This window comes from Streptomyces sp. NPDC090445, assembly GCF_044769385.1.
Lineage (GTDB): Bacteria > Actinomycetota > Actinomycetes > Streptomycetales > Streptomycetaceae > Streptomyces.
This window is the reverse complement of record NZ_JBIVXV010000038.1, coordinates 46,640-61,702: the sequence shown is the minus strand read 5'-3', so window position 1 is coordinate 61,702 and position 15,063 is coordinate 46,640. Positions and strand designations below refer to the sequence as shown.

Annotated in this window: 14 protein-coding genes and 1 pseudogene; 7 read left to right on the top strand and 8 right to left on the bottom strand. The window is 72.0% G+C overall.

Features of this window, described 5'->3' with window-relative positions; all coding sequences use genetic code 11:
* Window positions 1–85 precede the first annotated feature (85 nt).
* From ACIQUT_RS36615 to ACIQUT_RS36605, 3 genes and pseudogenes are all read left to right on the top strand, one after another.
* Window positions 86–406, top strand: a pseudogene (locus tag ACIQUT_RS36615) (SgcJ/EcaC family oxidoreductase); the annotation flags it as partial.
* Between the two features lie 68 nt (window positions 407–474).
* The gene (locus tag ACIQUT_RS36610; RefSeq protein WP_403569575.1) at window positions 475–1,326 is read left to right on the top strand and encodes an NAD(P)H-binding protein; all 852 of its coding nucleotides are present in this window, start codon (window positions 475–477) and stop codon (window positions 1,324–1,326) included.
* Between the two features lie 31 nt (window positions 1,327–1,357).
* Entirely contained in the window at window positions 1,358–2,326 is a 969-nt protein-coding gene (locus ACIQUT_RS36605; protein ID WP_403569574.1) for an AraC family transcriptional regulator, read from the top strand.
* 48 nt (window positions 2,327–2,374) lie between these two features.
* Here the strand turns inward: ACIQUT_RS36605 and ACIQUT_RS36600 are convergent, their stop codons facing one another.
* Window positions 2,375–2,863: a GNAT family N-acetyltransferase gene (locus ACIQUT_RS36600; protein ID WP_403569572.1), complete on the bottom strand. Its 489-nt coding sequence runs from the start codon at window positions 2,861–2,863 to the stop codon at window positions 2,375–2,377.
* Window positions 2,864–3,037: 174 nt separating this feature from the next.
* Between ACIQUT_RS36600 and ACIQUT_RS36595 the strand changes: the two genes are divergently transcribed.
* Window positions 3,038–3,784, top strand: a complete 747-nt coding sequence (locus tag ACIQUT_RS36595) for a hypothetical protein (RefSeq protein WP_403569570.1) — start codon at window positions 3,038–3,040, stop codon at window positions 3,782–3,784.
* A 75-nt stretch (window positions 3,785–3,859) separates the two neighbouring features.
* On the opposite strand, the gene ACIQUT_RS36590 is transcribed toward ACIQUT_RS36595, so the two are convergent.
* The 3 genes from ACIQUT_RS36590 to ACIQUT_RS36580 form a co-directional block, all read right to left on the bottom strand.
* On the bottom strand, window positions 3,860–4,351 hold the full coding sequence (locus ACIQUT_RS36590; protein ID WP_403569568.1) for a DUF1772 domain-containing protein: 492 nt from the start codon (window positions 4,349–4,351) through the stop codon (window positions 3,860–3,862).
* A 71-nt stretch (window positions 4,352–4,422) separates the two neighbouring features.
* A complete protein-coding gene (locus ACIQUT_RS36585) occupies window positions 4,423–5,712 on the bottom strand; it encodes an RNA polymerase sigma factor (protein ID WP_403569566.1) in 1,290 nt (429 codons plus the stop codon).
* Window positions 5,709–6,071, bottom strand: coding sequence for a YciI family protein (locus ACIQUT_RS36580; RefSeq protein WP_179177064.1), 363 nt, complete (start codon window positions 6,069–6,071; stop codon window positions 5,709–5,711). The genes ACIQUT_RS36585 and ACIQUT_RS36580 overlap by 4 nt, the downstream gene beginning before the upstream one ends.
* A gap of 244 nt (window positions 6,072–6,315) precedes the next feature.
* Here ACIQUT_RS36580 and ACIQUT_RS36575 point away from each other — a divergent pair, with 244 nt between their 5' ends.
* Window positions 6,316–7,668 carry an AMP-binding protein gene (locus ACIQUT_RS36575; RefSeq protein WP_403569564.1) on the top strand — a complete coding sequence of 451 codons (1,353 nt, stop codon included), beginning with the start codon at window positions 6,316–6,318 and terminating at the stop codon, window positions 7,666–7,668.
* 173 nt (window positions 7,669–7,841) lie between these two features.
* Here ACIQUT_RS36575 and ACIQUT_RS36570 read toward each other — a convergent pair whose 3' ends face one another.
* The 4 genes from ACIQUT_RS36570 to ACIQUT_RS36555 all read right to left on the bottom strand — a co-directional run bounded on the left by ACIQUT_RS36570 (window position 7,842) and on the right by ACIQUT_RS36555 (window position 11,872).
* A complete protein-coding gene (locus ACIQUT_RS36570) occupies window positions 7,842–8,183 on the bottom strand; it encodes a winged helix-turn-helix domain-containing protein (RefSeq protein ID WP_403569562.1) in 342 nt (113 codons plus the stop codon).
* Window positions 8,180–8,596 (bottom strand): hypothetical protein, encoded by a 417-nt coding sequence (locus tag ACIQUT_RS36565; protein WP_403569560.1) that lies wholly within the window; start codon window positions 8,594–8,596, stop codon window positions 8,180–8,182. Before ACIQUT_RS36565 ends, ACIQUT_RS36570 begins: the two co-directional genes overlap by 4 nt.
* 221 nt (window positions 8,597–8,817) lie before the next feature.
* Window positions 8,818–10,287 (bottom strand): peptidoglycan DD-metalloendopeptidase family protein, encoded by a 1,470-nt coding sequence (locus ACIQUT_RS36560; RefSeq protein WP_403569558.1) that lies wholly within the window; start codon window positions 10,285–10,287, stop codon window positions 8,818–8,820.
* A gap of 130 nt (window positions 10,288–10,417) precedes the next feature.
* Complete coding sequence (locus ACIQUT_RS36555; protein ID WP_403569557.1) at window positions 10,418–11,872, bottom strand: FG-GAP-like repeat-containing protein; 1,455 nt, start codon at window positions 11,870–11,872, stop codon at window positions 10,418–10,420.
* A 1,157-nt stretch (window positions 11,873–13,029) separates the two neighbouring features.
* Between ACIQUT_RS36555 and ACIQUT_RS36550 the strand changes: the two genes are divergently transcribed.
* On the top strand, window positions 13,030–14,160 hold the full coding sequence (locus ACIQUT_RS36550) for a 3-oxoacyl-ACP synthase III family protein (RefSeq protein WP_403569556.1): 1,131 nt from the start codon (window positions 13,030–13,032) through the stop codon (window positions 14,158–14,160).
* 6 nt (window positions 14,161–14,166) lie between these two features.
* Window positions 14,167–15,060, top strand: coding sequence for a hypothetical protein (locus ACIQUT_RS36545; RefSeq protein ID WP_403569554.1), 894 nt, complete (start codon window positions 14,167–14,169; stop codon window positions 15,058–15,060).
* Window positions 15,061–15,063 lie beyond the last annotated feature (3 nt).

Here is a 15,063-nt window from a genome sequence, read left to right as displayed (position 1 = left end):
GCGGGCGACCAGGACACCCAAAACCGTTCGGGATGTCCGCAGAGAGCAGGAATGGGTCCAAGACTCACTCCTGCTCACTGATTAGGAACGGTTCCTCTCCCTGTTCCACCCCGACGCCCTGTGGACCACGGGGCACGGCAAGGTGCTGATCGGCTTCGACGCGATAGCGGAGTTCACCCGAGCCGTGCTGCCGTCGGCCGAGTGGGACGGCCAGGTGACGTACGAGGTGGTGCACACGCAGTTCCTGCGCCCGGACGTGGCCGCCGTGAAGGTGCGCCAGCTGTACCGGAATGCGGATGGGGCCGTCGGGAGCGAGGGCGCTCCGCTGTACGTGATGACCCGGGACGGGGAGGACGGGCCGTGGCTGCTGACGGCCTGCCAGAACACCGAGGTGAAGGCCGGGTAAGACGCTCGCGTATGCGGGTGAGGGTCTCGGCCATGGCCCGTCTCGGGCCCGCGGGCTTGACTGGGGTCATGACCGAGACGCAGAGCACAACGCAGAAGAGCACGCAGGGTACGGCCGATGTGCTGGTGATCGGAGGACGGGGAAAGACCGGGCGGCGGGTGGTGGAACGGCTCGCCGCGCAGGGTCGGGGCGTGCGGGTCGGGTCCCGCAGCGGGGATCCCGCCTTCGACTGGAACGACCCCGAGGGGTGGGCCCGTGCGCTCGACGGGGTCGACCGGGTGTACGTGACGTACTATCCCGATCTCGGGTTCCCCGGCGCGGAGGAGCGGGTCGCCGCGTTTGCGAAGGCGGCCGTCGCCGCCGGGGTGCGGCGGCTGGTGCTGCTGTCCGGGCGGGGTGAGGAGGGTGCGCAGCGGGCCGAGGAGCGCCTGAAGGAGTCCGGGGCGGACTGGACCGTCGTGCGGGCCGGCTGGTTCGCCCAGAACTTCGACGAGGGAATCTTCGTGGACGATGTGCGCGCCGGCACCCTCGCCCTGCCGACCGGGGACGCCGTCGAGCCGTTCGTCGACGCCGACGACATCGCCGACGTCGTCGTTGCCGCCCTGGCCGACGACCGGCACATCGGCCGGACGTACGAGCTGACCGGGCCGCGGCTGATGAGCTTCGCCGAGGTCGCGGCCGAGCTGTCGAAGGCGACCGGACGGGAGATCGCGTACGTGCCCGTCTCCGACGAGGCCTACCGCGCGGCGCTGCGAGAGCTGGAGGACGTGCCGGAGGAGTTCGCGGACCTGTTCGAGATGCTTCGGGACGGGCGGAACGCGCGCACGGAGGACGGGGTCCGGGAGGTTCTCGGCCGGGAGCCGCGGGACTTCACCGCGTACGCGCGGGACGCGGCGGCAACCGGTGTGTGGGACGTGTGACCGCTGCCGTCGCGCGGGGCACCATGAGGACGTGGACATGATGACGGGGCTCCTCGAAGGGCCGAAGGCCCGCGGGGCGCTCCTGCTCAAGTCGATCTTCAACCCGCCGTGGGCGGTGCGGATCGAGGACCGGGCCCCGCTCACGGTGCTCACCCTGGTCCGCGGGTCGGGCTGGCTGCTTCCCGACGGGGGCACGCCGGTACCGATCGGTCCCGGGGACGTGGCCGTCGTACGGGGGCCACGGCCATACACGATCGCGGACGCGCCCGGGACCCCGGTGCACGTCACGATCGACGAGGAGCAGCGGTGCAGCACGCCCGACGGCCAGGACCTCGGCAGCGCCCTGGACCTGGGCCTGCGCACCTGGGGCACCCCGGCTCCCGACGAGGAGGCCGCGGTCATGCTGAGCGGCACCTACCTGGGGCCGAGCGAGGTCGGGCGGCGGCTCCTGAACACGCTGCCGGCCGTCCTGGTCCGGCCGGCGGCCGCGGTCGACACCACCCTGATCGGGCTGCTGGCGTCGGAGATCAGCCGCGACGAGCCGGGCCAGGACCTCGTCCTGGACCGGCTGCTGGACCTGCTGCTGATCGGGGTGCTGCGCACCTGGCTCGCCGACCCGGCGTCGGGCTCGCCGGGCTGGTACCGGGCGCAGGCCGATCCGGTGGTGGGCCGGGCGGTGTGGCTGCTGCACGAGAACCCGGCGTACGGCTGGACGGTGGCGGAGCTCGCGCAGAAGACCGGGGTGTCCCGGGCGTCGCTGGCCCGGCGGTTCACCGAGCTCGTCGGGGAGCCGCCGATGGCCTACCTGACGGGGTGGCGGCTGGCTCTGGCCGCGGACCTGCTGCGCGAGCCGGACGCCACGGTCGCGTCGGTGGCCCGGCGGGTGGGGTACGGGTCGGCGTTCGCGCTGTCGGCGGCGTTCAAGCGGGTACGGGGGGTCAGCCCGCAGGAGTTCCGGGCCGCGGGCGCAGGGGCCGCGGCGGCTGCGGCGGCCGGGTGAGCTGAGAAGCGATCAGGGGTCTGATGTCAGCCGGTAGTTGATTGGGGTTCAGGTGGTCGGGGTCGGCGGGAGGTCCAGTACGCCGACGGTCTGGCCGCCGCTGGTCTCGCCGGTCAGGCGGAAGCCGAGGCTCCGGTAGAACGGTTCGGGGGTGCCCGGGCCCGGCTCCCAGGTGACGAACACACGGGACGCCCCGCGTCGGCGCAGCTCGTCCGTGACGGCCTCGATGGCGAACCGGCCGTAGCCCTTGGCCTGGTGGGCGGCGTCGACGTTCAGACGCCAGATGCCGGAGCGGATGTCGGAGGGGTCGCGCTCGGGGTCCCAGGCTATGTCCACGAAGGCCATGACGAAGCCGACCACCGTGTCGCCGTCGACGACGGCGCGGGGCCAGGCGACCTGGCCGTGGACGTAGGCCTCGGCGAGGGACTTCACCACGGGGGAGACGAGGTGCTCCTGGTCGGGGCGGACCCGGACCGCGCAGACGGCGTCGAAGTTGTCGGCGGTGACGGGTTCCAGGCGCAGGACGGAGGTGCTCATGGCCGCAGCCTAGCGACCCGTCAGGCCAGGCCACACAACACCTCGTCTCTGCCGCCGAAAACACACCGACCCCATGCCTGACCAGCGCAAACGCACCCGTCACTCTCGGAAGGACAGCGGCTTCTCACTGGCCCTGACGGGAATCGTGTCAGAAGTCTGGTCTAGGTTTGGCCTGTGAACCACAGCAGCTCCAAGGCCGGGGCGCCCCGCGAGCCTGACGTGCCGCCCTACCGGGTAGTCCTAGCGGAGACTGATTGGGGTTCGCTCCAGACGGCTTTCGGGAACGGTGAGTGCCTTCCCAAAGTCCTGGCACGGTTGCTGGAGCCTGATCCCAAGGTGCAGGTCACCGCCTTGTCGGAACTGAGTGAGCTGGTCGGCCACCAGAACAGCATCTACGAAGCCACCGCCCCCGTCGCCATGTATGTCGCCGGCGTCCTCGCCCACCCGGCGGCCATGACCCTCCGGCCGTATCGCAACGTCCCCATCCGCGCGGCATTGTTGGACTGGTTGGCTTCCACGGCCTACGACGCCTCCGACGAGATTGTCGACCGCACCGAGCAATACTTCCCTGGCTTCCTCACCCACGACACCACGCTGGCGGCCTTCCGGGACCTGCGCCCGATGCTTTATCGAGCCGTCGCGCCCTTCCTGCAGGACAGTCACGAGGACGTGCGCGAAGCCGCCGGCCTCGCCGCGCTCATCCTCGCCGAACACCCCGCGCTTGCCCAGCGCCGCGATCACCTCGCCGTGCACGCGCGCCGCATCCTGGACACCAGCAGCGACGACTTTAACCGGCGCGTTGCCTGGAAGGCCCTCGAAGCATGGGGCCACGACGTCACCGACATTGAACCTTTTCAGGAGGAGCCCTGGGACTGCGGGCCACACAGCGATGGCCGCGGCGATCTCGAACCTCCCTTCTGACTGATAGGCGAACGGCCCACCGGCCCAAGGATGTGCGGCCAGCCGAGTATTTCGGAACGCCCAGGTCAGCCCAGGTCAGGTCAGGGACAGTGCCCAGGCGAGGCAGCCGAGGGCCACCGTGCACAGGAGGGTGCGCCAGCGGTTGGCGGGGACCCACCGCGACTCGAACGCGCGGCGGACGGCCGCCGGGTCGGGGATCCGGTCGAACGGGCCGGCCTGCTCCAGGGCGTTGTTCAGGGGGATGTTGACGCGGGCGGTGACGCCGAGGGCCAGGACGTACGCGACGAGGGCGGCCGTCAGCGGGATGCCCGCCCCGGACCAGCCGCGGCCGTCGGCGAGGTGCAGGGTCAGGGCGAGACCGGTGGACAGCAGGGCGCCGAGGAACACGAGCAGGAACAGGCCGTTGATGATGGCCGTGTTGATGCGCTGCATGACCTGGATCAGGGTCCGGTCGTCCGAGCGTTTCAGGGCGGGCATCACTGCGGTGTCGAAGGCGAAGAACAGGCCCGCCATCAGGCCCGTCGTGACCGTCGCGGCGATGAGCGAGGCGAGTCCTGCGGATTCCACGTTCGCTTCCCCCTGGTGGTGGTCGAATCGTCGGCAGCCGATGACAGCCGATGACAGCCGATCGTTTCACGTCAACCGGCGCCACCGGTACGGTTTTCCGCGCGCCGCGCACGCTCGGTGAGATGGCGGCGCTCGGGGGCGCCGGCGGTGCGGCGGGCCGCGGCGCGGAAGGCGTCCGCGGCGGCCGGGTGCTCGCCCAGCAGTTCCAGCAGGTGGCCGCGGGTCGCGAGCAGCCGGTGGTGGCCCGCCATGCGCTTGTCCTGCTCCAGCCGCGCCAGCAGGTCGAGCCCGGCCGCCGGGCCGTGGACGGCGCCGACGGCGACCGCCCGGTTGAGGGTGACCATCGGGTTCGGGCCGAACCGCTCCAGCAGCTCGTACAGGGCGAGGATCTGCGGCCAGTCGGTCGCGTCGGCGTCCTCGGCCTCGGCGTGCACGGCGGCGATCGCCGCCTGCACCTGGTACGGGCCCGGCTCGCCGCGCGGCAGCGTACGGGCGACCAGGTCCAGGCCCTCGGCGGTCAGGGCACGGTCCCAGCGGCCGCGGTCCTGCTCGGCGAGCGGTACGAGCTCGCCGTGCGGGCCGGTGCGGGCCGGGCGGCGGGCGTCGGTGAGCAGCATCAGGGCGAGCAGGCCGGCCGTCTCGGCGTCGCCGGGCAGCAGGCGGTGCAGCATCCGGGTCAGCCGGATCGCCTCCGCGGACAGCTCCGGGGCCGTCAGCTCGGGGCCGCCGGTCGCCGTGTAGCCCTCGTTGAAGACCAGGTACAGCACGTGCCGCACCTCGGCGAGCCGCTCGGCGCGCTCCGCGCCCTGCGGCAGGACGAGGGCGGTCGCGGACGCCTTGACCGTCTGCTTGGCCCGGCTGATCCTCTGCGCCATCGTCGCCTCGGGCACCAGGAACGCGGCCGCGATCTGCGCGGTGGTCAGGCCGCCCACCGCGCGCAGCGTCAGGGCGATCCGGCTCGCGGGCGACAGGTCGCGGTGGCAGCACAGGAAGAGCAGGGCCAGAGAGTCGTCCCGGTCCGCGACGGGATCGGCGTCGGCGGCGGGCGCGAGCAGGGCCGCCTGCGGGGTGGACAGGGCGAGCGCGTCCTCGCGGCGCCGGCGGGCCGACTCGCTGCGCACCTCGTCCACCAGGCGGCGGGAGGCCACGGTGACCAGCCAGCCGCGCGGGTTGTCCGGCAGGCCGGTCTGCGGCCAGCGCGTGGCCGCGGCGAGCAGCGCCTCCTGCACGGCGTCCTCGCAGGCGTCGAAGGCGCTGCGGCCGTGGCGGCGGACGAGGGCCCCGAGGACCTGCGGCGCCAGCTCGCGCAGCAGGTCCCCGGTCCCGCGGGACAGGTCGGGCCGGTCGGGCAGGCCGGTCACAGGTCTGCCGCGGCCTCGTGCAGGACCGGCCACAGCTCCACCGGCTCCACGTCGGCGAACGGCATGTCCGCGGCGATCCGCTGGGCCTCCTCCAGGCTCTCGCAGTCGAGCAGGTAGAAGCTGGCCACGTACTCCTTGGTCTCCAGGTACGGGCCGTCGGTGACCGCGGGGGCGCCGTTCTCGCGGCGTACGAGCTGCGCGGCGGCCGCGTCCGCGAGGCCGTACGCGCCGATCAGGTGGCCGCTCTCGCGGTACTTCCGGTTGAACGCGTCCTGCTTGGCGATCGCCTCGGGCCAGGCCTCGGCGGGGAAGGAGTCCCACTTGGCCTGGTTGCCGTAGATCATCGCGACGTACTTCATGGTCGGGTGTCCTTCCCGTCGTGCGCGCCCCTTCGGCGTGCTCTCACCCTTCGGTCGGAGCGGGCTGCGGGGCCTCGACATCCGTCGGCGGATTTCTCCGGAGTTTTTTCTGCGGGGCCGCCGGGCCGCCCCGGCAGTGATCAACTTATGGCCGGGAGACGCCCGCGGCCACCCCCGGGCGCCTTAGCCTGGGCTCCTGGACCGCTGGATGAGGGTGACGTGACGTGATCGCAGGAGGCTGGGCGTGCTGACCGCGCTGGACGGGGTGTACGGGGACCGCAAGGACGCGGTGGCCGTCGCGGGGCGGACCGCCTCGTACGAGGAACTGCTCGGCGCGGCCCGGGCGGTGGCCGCCGACGTGGCCGGCGCGCCGGCGTTCGCGGTGACCGCGACGGCATCGCTGGAGACGGTGGCCGCGGTGGTCGGCGGGCTGCTGGCGGGGGTGCCGTTCGTACCGCTGCCGCCGGACGCGGGGCCCGCGGAGCGGGACCACATCCTGCGGGACTCCGGGGCGGTCCCGGTCGACGTGGACTTCGCGCGCCGGTCCTCGGGTTCGGCGGCGCACGCGGGCTCCGGCGGCGCGCCCGGGGATCCGGCGCTCGTGCTGTACACCTCCGGGACCACGGGCGCGCCCAAGGGCGTCGTCCTGACCGGCGAGGCGATCGCCGCCGACCTGGACGCCCTCGCCGAGGCCTGGCAGTGGAGCGGGGAGGACACCCTCGTGCACGGGCTGCCGCTGTTCCACGTGCACGGGCTGGTGCTCGGCGTGCTCGGGGCCCTGCGGACCGGCAGCCGCCTCGTGCACACCGGGCGGCCGACGCCCGAGGCGTACGCGGCGGCCGGCGGGAGCCTGTACTTCGGGGTGCCGACGGTGTGGTCCCGTATCGCGGCCGAACCGCAGGCGGCTGCCGCCCTGTCGGGGGCGCGGCTGCTGGTGTCGGGCAGCGCGGCCCTGCCGGCGCCGGTCTTCCGGGACCTGGAGCGGCTGACCGGGCTGCGGCCCGTGGAACGCTACGGGATGACCGAGACGCTGATCACGGTGAGCGGGCGGGCCGGCGGCGAGGTGCGGCCCGGGACGGTCGGCACGCCGCTGCCGGGCATCCGCACCCGTATCGCGGCCGAGCCGGGCGCGGAGATCGGGGAACTCCAGCTGACCGGGCCGACGTTGTTCCAGGGGTACCTGGGTCGTCCGGAGGCGACGGCGGCGGCGTACACGGAGGACGGCTGGTTCCGTACCGGTGACATCGCGGCCGTCGACGAGGCGGACGGGGTGCACCGGATCGTGGGCCGGGCCTCCATCGACATGATCAAGTCGGGGGGCTACCGGATCGGCGCGGGGGAGATCGAGAACGCGCTGCTGGACCACCCGCGGGTGCGCGAGGCGGCGGTGGTGGGTGTCCCGGACGCGGACCTGGGGCAGCGGATCGTCGCGTTCGTCGTCGCGGAGGGCGTGACGGGGGCCGAGTTGACGGACTTCGTCGCCGCGCACCTGTCCGTCCACAAGCGGCCCCGCGAGGTGCGGTTCGTCGCGTCGCTGCCGCGCAACGCCATGGGCAAGCCGCAGAAGAAGCTGCTGCTGGCGGGGGAGACGGAGTAGGAGGCGGTACCGGGGGCGGGCCGTCCCGCCCCCGGCGCGGGGTCTGCTGCCGGTTCAACCCCGAACGAGGCCGGGCCCAAGCGCTCCGCCGGAAGTCCGGTCGTGGAACCGCGGGCCGGCGGGGGCCGGTCGCGCAGTTTCCCGCGCCCCCGCAGGGGCGCGGTACCGGGCGGTCAGTGCAAGGGGCCCGCGATCGCCGTCAGTGCGGCGATGTGGCGCCGGTACGCGGCCGCGCCGTCCTCGGTCAGACGCAGCCACGTCCGCGGGCGGCGGCCCACATGCCCCTTCTCGACGGCCACCCAGCCGGCTTCCTCCAGGCGCGTGACCTGCTTCGACAGCGCGGAGTCCGTGATCTCCACGAGGTCCCGCACGTAACCGAACTCGGCCTTCTCCACACCGGCGAGAGCCGCGACGATCGACAGGCGCACGGCCGACCCCAGGAGCGGTTCGAGTGCGTGTCGCGGATGGGGGCTCTGCCCTGTGGCCGCCGCCCCCGCCCGGGCTTCCGGAGTCATACGGCTCGTGCCTCCCGCCAGGCCGTCACGGCTGCCGGTGCTGCGCACGCGAGCGCGGCCACGGCAGCGAACGCGACGCTGTCCCTGAAGACGGTGAGACCGGCGGCGAGGACCGAGAGGTAGACGACCGTCCAGACGCCGATCACCTTGAGGTGCCTGCCTCCGAAGCCGTGCGGGACCACGGGCTGCCGCGTGGCGAACACGGACAGCCCCATGACCACGAGCGCGTTCGCCAGCGTGCTGACGACCGTCCCCGTCGGTCCCTGCCACAGCAGCACGGCGGGAACCACGATGAGCTGCCACGCGGCGAATACCCACAAGTAGGCGTTGTACCAGCCGCTGCGGCCCTTCGCCGTCGCCTCGATCCGTGCGATCCCCTGCAACGCCGTTGCCGCGTCGGTCTGTTCGGACATGGCTCCCCCTTACGTGGTCGCCGGGCATCCCTGACCTGCCTGCCCGGCATCTACTTTCCACTTTAGCAAGTACTTCCCGGATGGGTAGAGGGAAACGGCAGTGGCCTGCCCCCGGAGGGACAGGCCACTGCTCACCACTGCTCAGCACGTCTCAGTACTTCTCGGTACCTCTCAGTACTTCTCGGTACTTCTCGGTACTGCTCACGCGGTCGGATCCGCGACTACCAGCCGCCGGTGCCGATCTCCTTGCGCTCGCCCAGGCCCGAGCCGGTGCCCGGGTAGAGGAAGAGCTTGCCGGTGGAGTTCTGGACCGCGACCAGGTCGTCCGACGGGCTGTTGTTGAACAGGTCGCCGCCGATCAGGTCGGACATGCCGTTCCAGCCGCCCGAGCCGATCTCGATGCGCGGGCTCAGGTAGCCCCTGTCGCCGGGGTAGAGGAAGAGCTTGCCGCTCGACTTCTCGACCGCGACGAGGTCCTGGCGGCCGCTGTTGTTCAGGTCCATGCCGGTCAGGTTGGACATGCCGTTCCAGCCGCCGGAGCCGATCTCCTTGCGGGCGCCCAGGCCCGAGCCGGTGCCCGGGTAGAGGAACAGCTTGCCCGTCGACTTCTCCACCGCCGCGAGGTCGGCGACGCCGTCGCCGTTGAGGTTGAGCGCGGTCAGGTTCGACATGCCGTTCCAGCCGCCCGCGCCGATCAGGACGCGCTCGGAGCCGCCCGCGATGGTCGAGTTGTCGTTGCCCTTGTAGAGCCACAGCTTGCCGGTGGACTCCTCGACGGCGACCAGGTCGTCCTTGCCGTCCTTGTTGAAGTCGCCGCCGGTCAGGTTCGACATGCCGTTCCAGCCGGCGGAGCCGATCAGGACGCGGGACGAGCCGCTGGCGATGGTGCCGTTGCCGTTGCCCTTGTACATCCACAGCTTGCCGGTCGCGGTCTCCACCGCGATGACGTCGACGACGTTGTCGCCGTTGAGGTCTGCGGACGCCAGGTCGTTCATGCCCTTGTCGCTGGGCTCCACCGGGTCGCCGGGGCCCTCGGGCTTCTTGTCCGGGGTCGTCGTCGCGCAGTTCTTGCTCTTCAGGCTCCCGTCCGGGGTGAAGCGGGTGCCGTTGAAGGCGGTGCGCTGGTAGTCGCCGTAGTACCGCTGCTCGTAGTGCAGGTGCGGGCCGCTGGATCCGCCGGTGCTGCCCACGATGCCGATCTGCTGGCCGGTGGTCACCCGCTGGCCCTCGCGGACGTTGAAGCCGTTGAGGTGCGCGTACAGGGTGCTCCAGCCGTCGCCGTGGTCGATGACGACGAACTTGCCGTAGCTCCTCGCGCCCTTGTCCTTGATGTGCGCGACGCCGCCGGCGCTGGCCACCACGGGGGAGTTCACCGTGGATCCGCCCTGCGTCCAGTCGATGGCGTGGGGGGAGGGGCTGTGGTACGAACGGGAGTCGCCGTACCAGGTCTCGCCGCACTTGAACGGCATCTGGAACGTGGGACGGCCGAGGGACGCGGCGGCCGCCATCGGCGTGGCGCCGTACTCGCCCGGCAGGCCCATGTCCTCCAGGGTCAGGGCGGGGAGTTCACCGTGCAGGTCCGTCTCGTCCGCGGCGTGCGCGCCGCCCATGGACAGCGTGGTGGCGGCGATGGTGGCGCAGAGCATTCCGGTGGCGATCCGAACGCGCTTCGACATGAACTTCTTGATCATGATGACAGTTCCAAACCGGCACAAGGGTGCCAAAAATGGTCAGTTGAGGTGTGGGGAGGGGAGGGCCAGGAAGGCGGGGAGGGGGCCGGGGGCGGGGGCTTCACGCCCCCGGCACCCCTCCTGCGGGCTGCTACCAGCCGCCCGAGCCGATCACCTTGCGGTCCCCGAGGCCCGACCCCGTGCCGGGGTAGAGGTAGAGCTTGCCGGTGGACTTCTCGACGCCCACCAGGTCGTCGTAGGCGTTGGAGGTGAAGTCGCCGCCGATGAGGTCGTTCATGCCGTTCCAGCCGGCGGAGCCGATCTCCTTGCGGGTCTCCAGCCCGGAGCCGTTGCTCTTGTAGAAGAAGAGCTTTCCGCTGGAGGACTCGGCGCCGACCACGTCCGTCTTGCCGTCGTTGTCGACGTCCATGCCGACCAGGTCGTGCATGCCGTTCCAGCCGCCCGAGCCGATCAGCACACGGGTGCTGCCGCCGCTGATCGCGCCGGTGCCGTTGCCCTTGTAGAGCCACAGCTTGCCGGTGGACTGCTCGACGCCCACCACGTCGGCCTTGCCGTCGCCGGTGAAGTCGCCGCCGATGAGGTCGTGCATGCCGTTCCAGCCGCCGGAGCCGATCTCCTTGCGGGCGCCCAGGCCCGACCCGGTGCCCGGGTAGAGGTAGAGCTTGCCGGTGGACTCCTGGGTGGCGACGATGTCGTCCTTGCCGTCCTTGTTGAAGTCGGCGGCAGCCAGGTTGGACATGCCGTTCCAGCCGCCCGAACCGATCTCGACGCGGGCCGAGCCGGCGGCGATCGTGCCGTTGCTGTTGCCCTTGTAGAGCCACAGCTTGCCGGTGGAGGCCTCCACGCCCACGACGTCGTCGACGGCGTCCCCGTTGATGTTGGCGGCGACCAGGTCCGTCATACCTGCGGACGGCTGCGGCTTGGGCGCCGCGTCGTCGACGATGTTCTTGTAGCGGACCGGGTAGTACGGGCCGTAGCCCGGGTAGTACGGGTAGTCGTAGATCCGGTGGTGCACGCCGCTCGGCGTGAAGTCGAAGCCCCAGTACTTGGTGTGGTCGCCGTTGGCCCACCGCTCGAAGAGGACGACGTGGCCGCCCGCGCCCCCGTCGTTGTCGAGCAGGGCGTCGCCCGCCTTGAGGTCCGACTTGCCGATCCTGTAGACGACGCCGCGCGGCTCGAAGGTGTCCGTGGTCAGCGAGGAGTCCAGGTCCCAGGCCATCGAGACGTAGCCGGAGCAGTCGGTGCGGTAACCGCCGTGACGGCCGCCCCAGTCGTAGTCGAGGCCGATGCCGACCCAGCTCTTGGCCCGCTCGATGACGGTCTCGCGGGATATCTTCGTGGACGCACCGGCCGCCGCGAAGGGCGTTCCCCTCATCTCGGTGCTGACGGGCGCCTCGGCGCCCTGGCCGGTGCTTCCGAAGTCGGGGTTCGGGGCGTCGGTCACGGGGGCGTCGCCCGTCGCGGCCGGGGGCGCCGGGTCGGCGACCGCGGTGCCGTTGACCGCGACGATGGTGCCGCTCGCGGCGGCGATGGCGAGCAGGGCGGCGATTCCGGTGCGGCGGAAGGACTTTCCGTTGCGGGACATGGGTGTACTCCGGTTCGTGGGTGAAGGGTTCGTGGGGCCGGGAGCCGGCAGGGGCTCGACCGGCGGTCACGGATGTCGCGGATGTCGCGGGTGGTGCAGGTGGTTCGGGTGGCGGCGCGGCGGTGTGCCGCGGTCGCGGAGTGTCGGTGTGCTGCGGGCGGTGCCGCGGGCATTCCGGTGGACGTTGCCGTGGACGTTGCCGTGGGCGGACGCGGTCGGACGGCTGCCCTGCAGGTACAGCGGTCCGGGTGACGCGTGGCGCGGTGCGCGGTGCGCCGTGCGTGGCGCGTGAAGCTCGGGCGGCGGTGGGGCTTCGGGCCGCTCCGGATATGAGCGGGTGTCAGCCTGCGGGCGGGGCCGGGGCGTCGGGGGAGGTGGTCCGCGGGGTTCCGGTACGCATGACGGTCGTGGTTCCTTTCGAACAGGTTGTGTCGGCTGTGGCTACCCGTCTGACGTCCGTACGTACGACCGGACTGCCCTGAACACGTCCCGCGGTGACGTCCCAGAAGGCTTCGAGGCGGTGTCTTCGAGGTCTCCCTCGCTGACAGAGATCAGCTTTGTCGCTGCTCAGCGCCCGGGGAAGGGAGATCGGCAGGCCTCAAGCGGCCTTGGACCAACCAGGCCACCCCGACCCGGGGCCGGCCGTACGGGCGCCCGCCGGGGTGCCCCGGACACACGGGCCACACGGAGTGTTCGAACGCCGGTGGGGCCGCGGGCGGCAGGGCGAACGGTGCGGCGAAGCGCAGGGAAGAGTGCGGGGAGCAGCCGTCGGCCGTGGGTGGGGGATGCTGCACGGGAGGCGCGTGGTCAAGACGGACCGGGTGATTCCGGACATCTTTTGCGCGCCTCCTGGGGCGTGCCGGGGCCGCCGTTGCGGTGTGCGGCGGCGGCGCGGACGTCGGCGTACCGACGCCGGACCGGCACACCGCCCCCCAGGCCGGGGCAAAGCCGCCTCCCGTGGCGGTGAATTGGCCCTCCGGGGATTGGCTGATATTCGATCGGATGGCCCGGTTCGGATGGCTCTCCGCCCTTGCCGAGAAAATCCGTACGCTACGGTAACTTCGCTGTCCGTCACCCGTGACGGCCTTCAGCCATTTACCGACCGGCGCCCGCGCATACCGAAAAGCGGGCCCGGCGGATCGCCATGGAGGGCGAATATGAGTACCACCGAGCGTCGCAGCCGAATAGAGGCCCTCGGCGCCTTTCTTCCCGCGGGATCGCAGACCAACGAAGAACTCCGCGCCGAGGCGCCGGGACTCGGCGACGCGGACGTCGAACGGATCACCGGGATCGCCGAGCGGCGCGTCCACGACCCCGACCCGGCCGCCGGGGAGGACTCCTTCGGGATGGCCCTCGCCGCCGCCCGCGACTGTCTGGCCGCCTCCCGCCACCGGGCCGCCGACCTCGACGTCGTCATCAGCGCCTCGATCACCCGGGTCAAGGACGGCAGCCGCTTCCACTTCGAGCCGTCCTTCGCCGGGATGCTGGCCGGCGAGCTCGGCGCCCGGCCCGGCGTCCTGAGCTTCGACGTCTCGAACGCCTGCGCCGGCATGATGACCGGGGTCTGGCTGCTCGACCGCATGATCCGTTCCGGCGCGGTGCGCAGCGGCATGGTCGTCAGCGGCGAGCAGGCCACCCGCGTCGCCCGCACCGCCGCCCGCGAGCTCACCGACTCCTACGACCCGCAGTTCGCCTCCCTCTCGGTCGGCGACTCGGCGGCCGCGGTCATCCTCGACGAATCGTCCGACCCCGCCGACCGCATCCACTACATCGAGCTCATGACCTGCTCGGAATACTCCCACCTGTGCATGGGAATGCCGAGCGACCGCGGGCAGGGAATCGCCCTCTACACCGACAACAAGAAGATGCACGACCGCAACCGGCTCAAACTGTGGCCGCGATTCCACGAGGATTTCCTCGCCAAGCACGGGCACCGTTTCGCCGACGAGGAATTCGACTACGTGATCCACCACCAGGTCGGCACGCGATTCATCGACTACGTCAACCAGACCGCCGAGGCGGAGTTCGGCACTCCGATGCCGGCTTCCCTGCAGGTGGTCGAGCGGTTCGGGAACACCGCCACCACGTCCCACTTCCTCACCCTGCGCGAGCACCTGCGCGGGAACGCGGACCTGCGCGGGAACGCGGACCTGCGCGGGAACGCGGACCTGCGCGGGAACGCGCACCCCGACCAGGCCCGCAGCGGGGCCCGGTACCTGATGGTGCCCGCCGCCTCCGGCGTGGTCACCGGAGCCCTGTCCGCCACGATCACGAATGCGAGGGTGTGAGCCGCCATGGGCATCGTCATCACTGCCGCCGCCACCGCGGCCCCCACGGAGCCGGCCGCCCAGGCCGCCCCGGCCTCCTCCGTCGACCTCGCCGGCCGCGCGGCCCGCCACTGCCTGGACAGCGCCCGCGTCTCCCCCTCCGGGGTCGGGGTCCTCGTCAACGTCGGCGTGTACCGGGAGCACAACACCTTCGAACCGGCCATGTCCGCCCTGGTCCAGAAGGAAGTCGGCATCAACCTCGACTACCTCGCCGACCCCCAGCCGGCCGCGGGCTTCTCCTTCGACCTGATGAACGGGGCCTGCGGCGTGCTCAGCGCCGTCCAGGCCGCACAGGCCCTGCTGGCGACCGGCACCACCGAGCGGCTGCTGATCACCGCCGCCGACGTCCACCCCGGCGGGGACGCCTCCCGCGACCCCGACTACCCGTACGCCGACCTGGCCGGCGCCGTCCTGCTGGAGCGCGCCGCCGACCCCGGCACCGGCTTCGGGCCCGTACGCCACTACGGCGCCGACCGGCCCACCGACGTCGAGGGATACCTCGACCTCGACACCATGGGCAGCGGCGGCCGCTCCGCCATCACGGTGCGCCGCGCTCCCGGCCACGCGACGCGGACCGGCGAACTCGCCGCCGCCGCGGTGGCCTCGTACGCGGAGGAGTTCGGCCTCGACCTCACCCGGACCCTGCTCATCGGGCCCCGGGTGCCGCTCGTTGCCGACGTACGCGGCGCGGGGGAGCCCGACACCCTGGCGGGGGAGCCGCACACCGCCGCCCCGATCCTCGGCTACCTGCGCGCCCTGGAGGGCGGCCTGCGGCCCGCCGACCACGACGGGATCCTGTTCGTGACCGCGGGTGCCGGACCGAGCGCGGCCTGCGCCTCGTACCGGCCGCAGGGGTGGTGACCG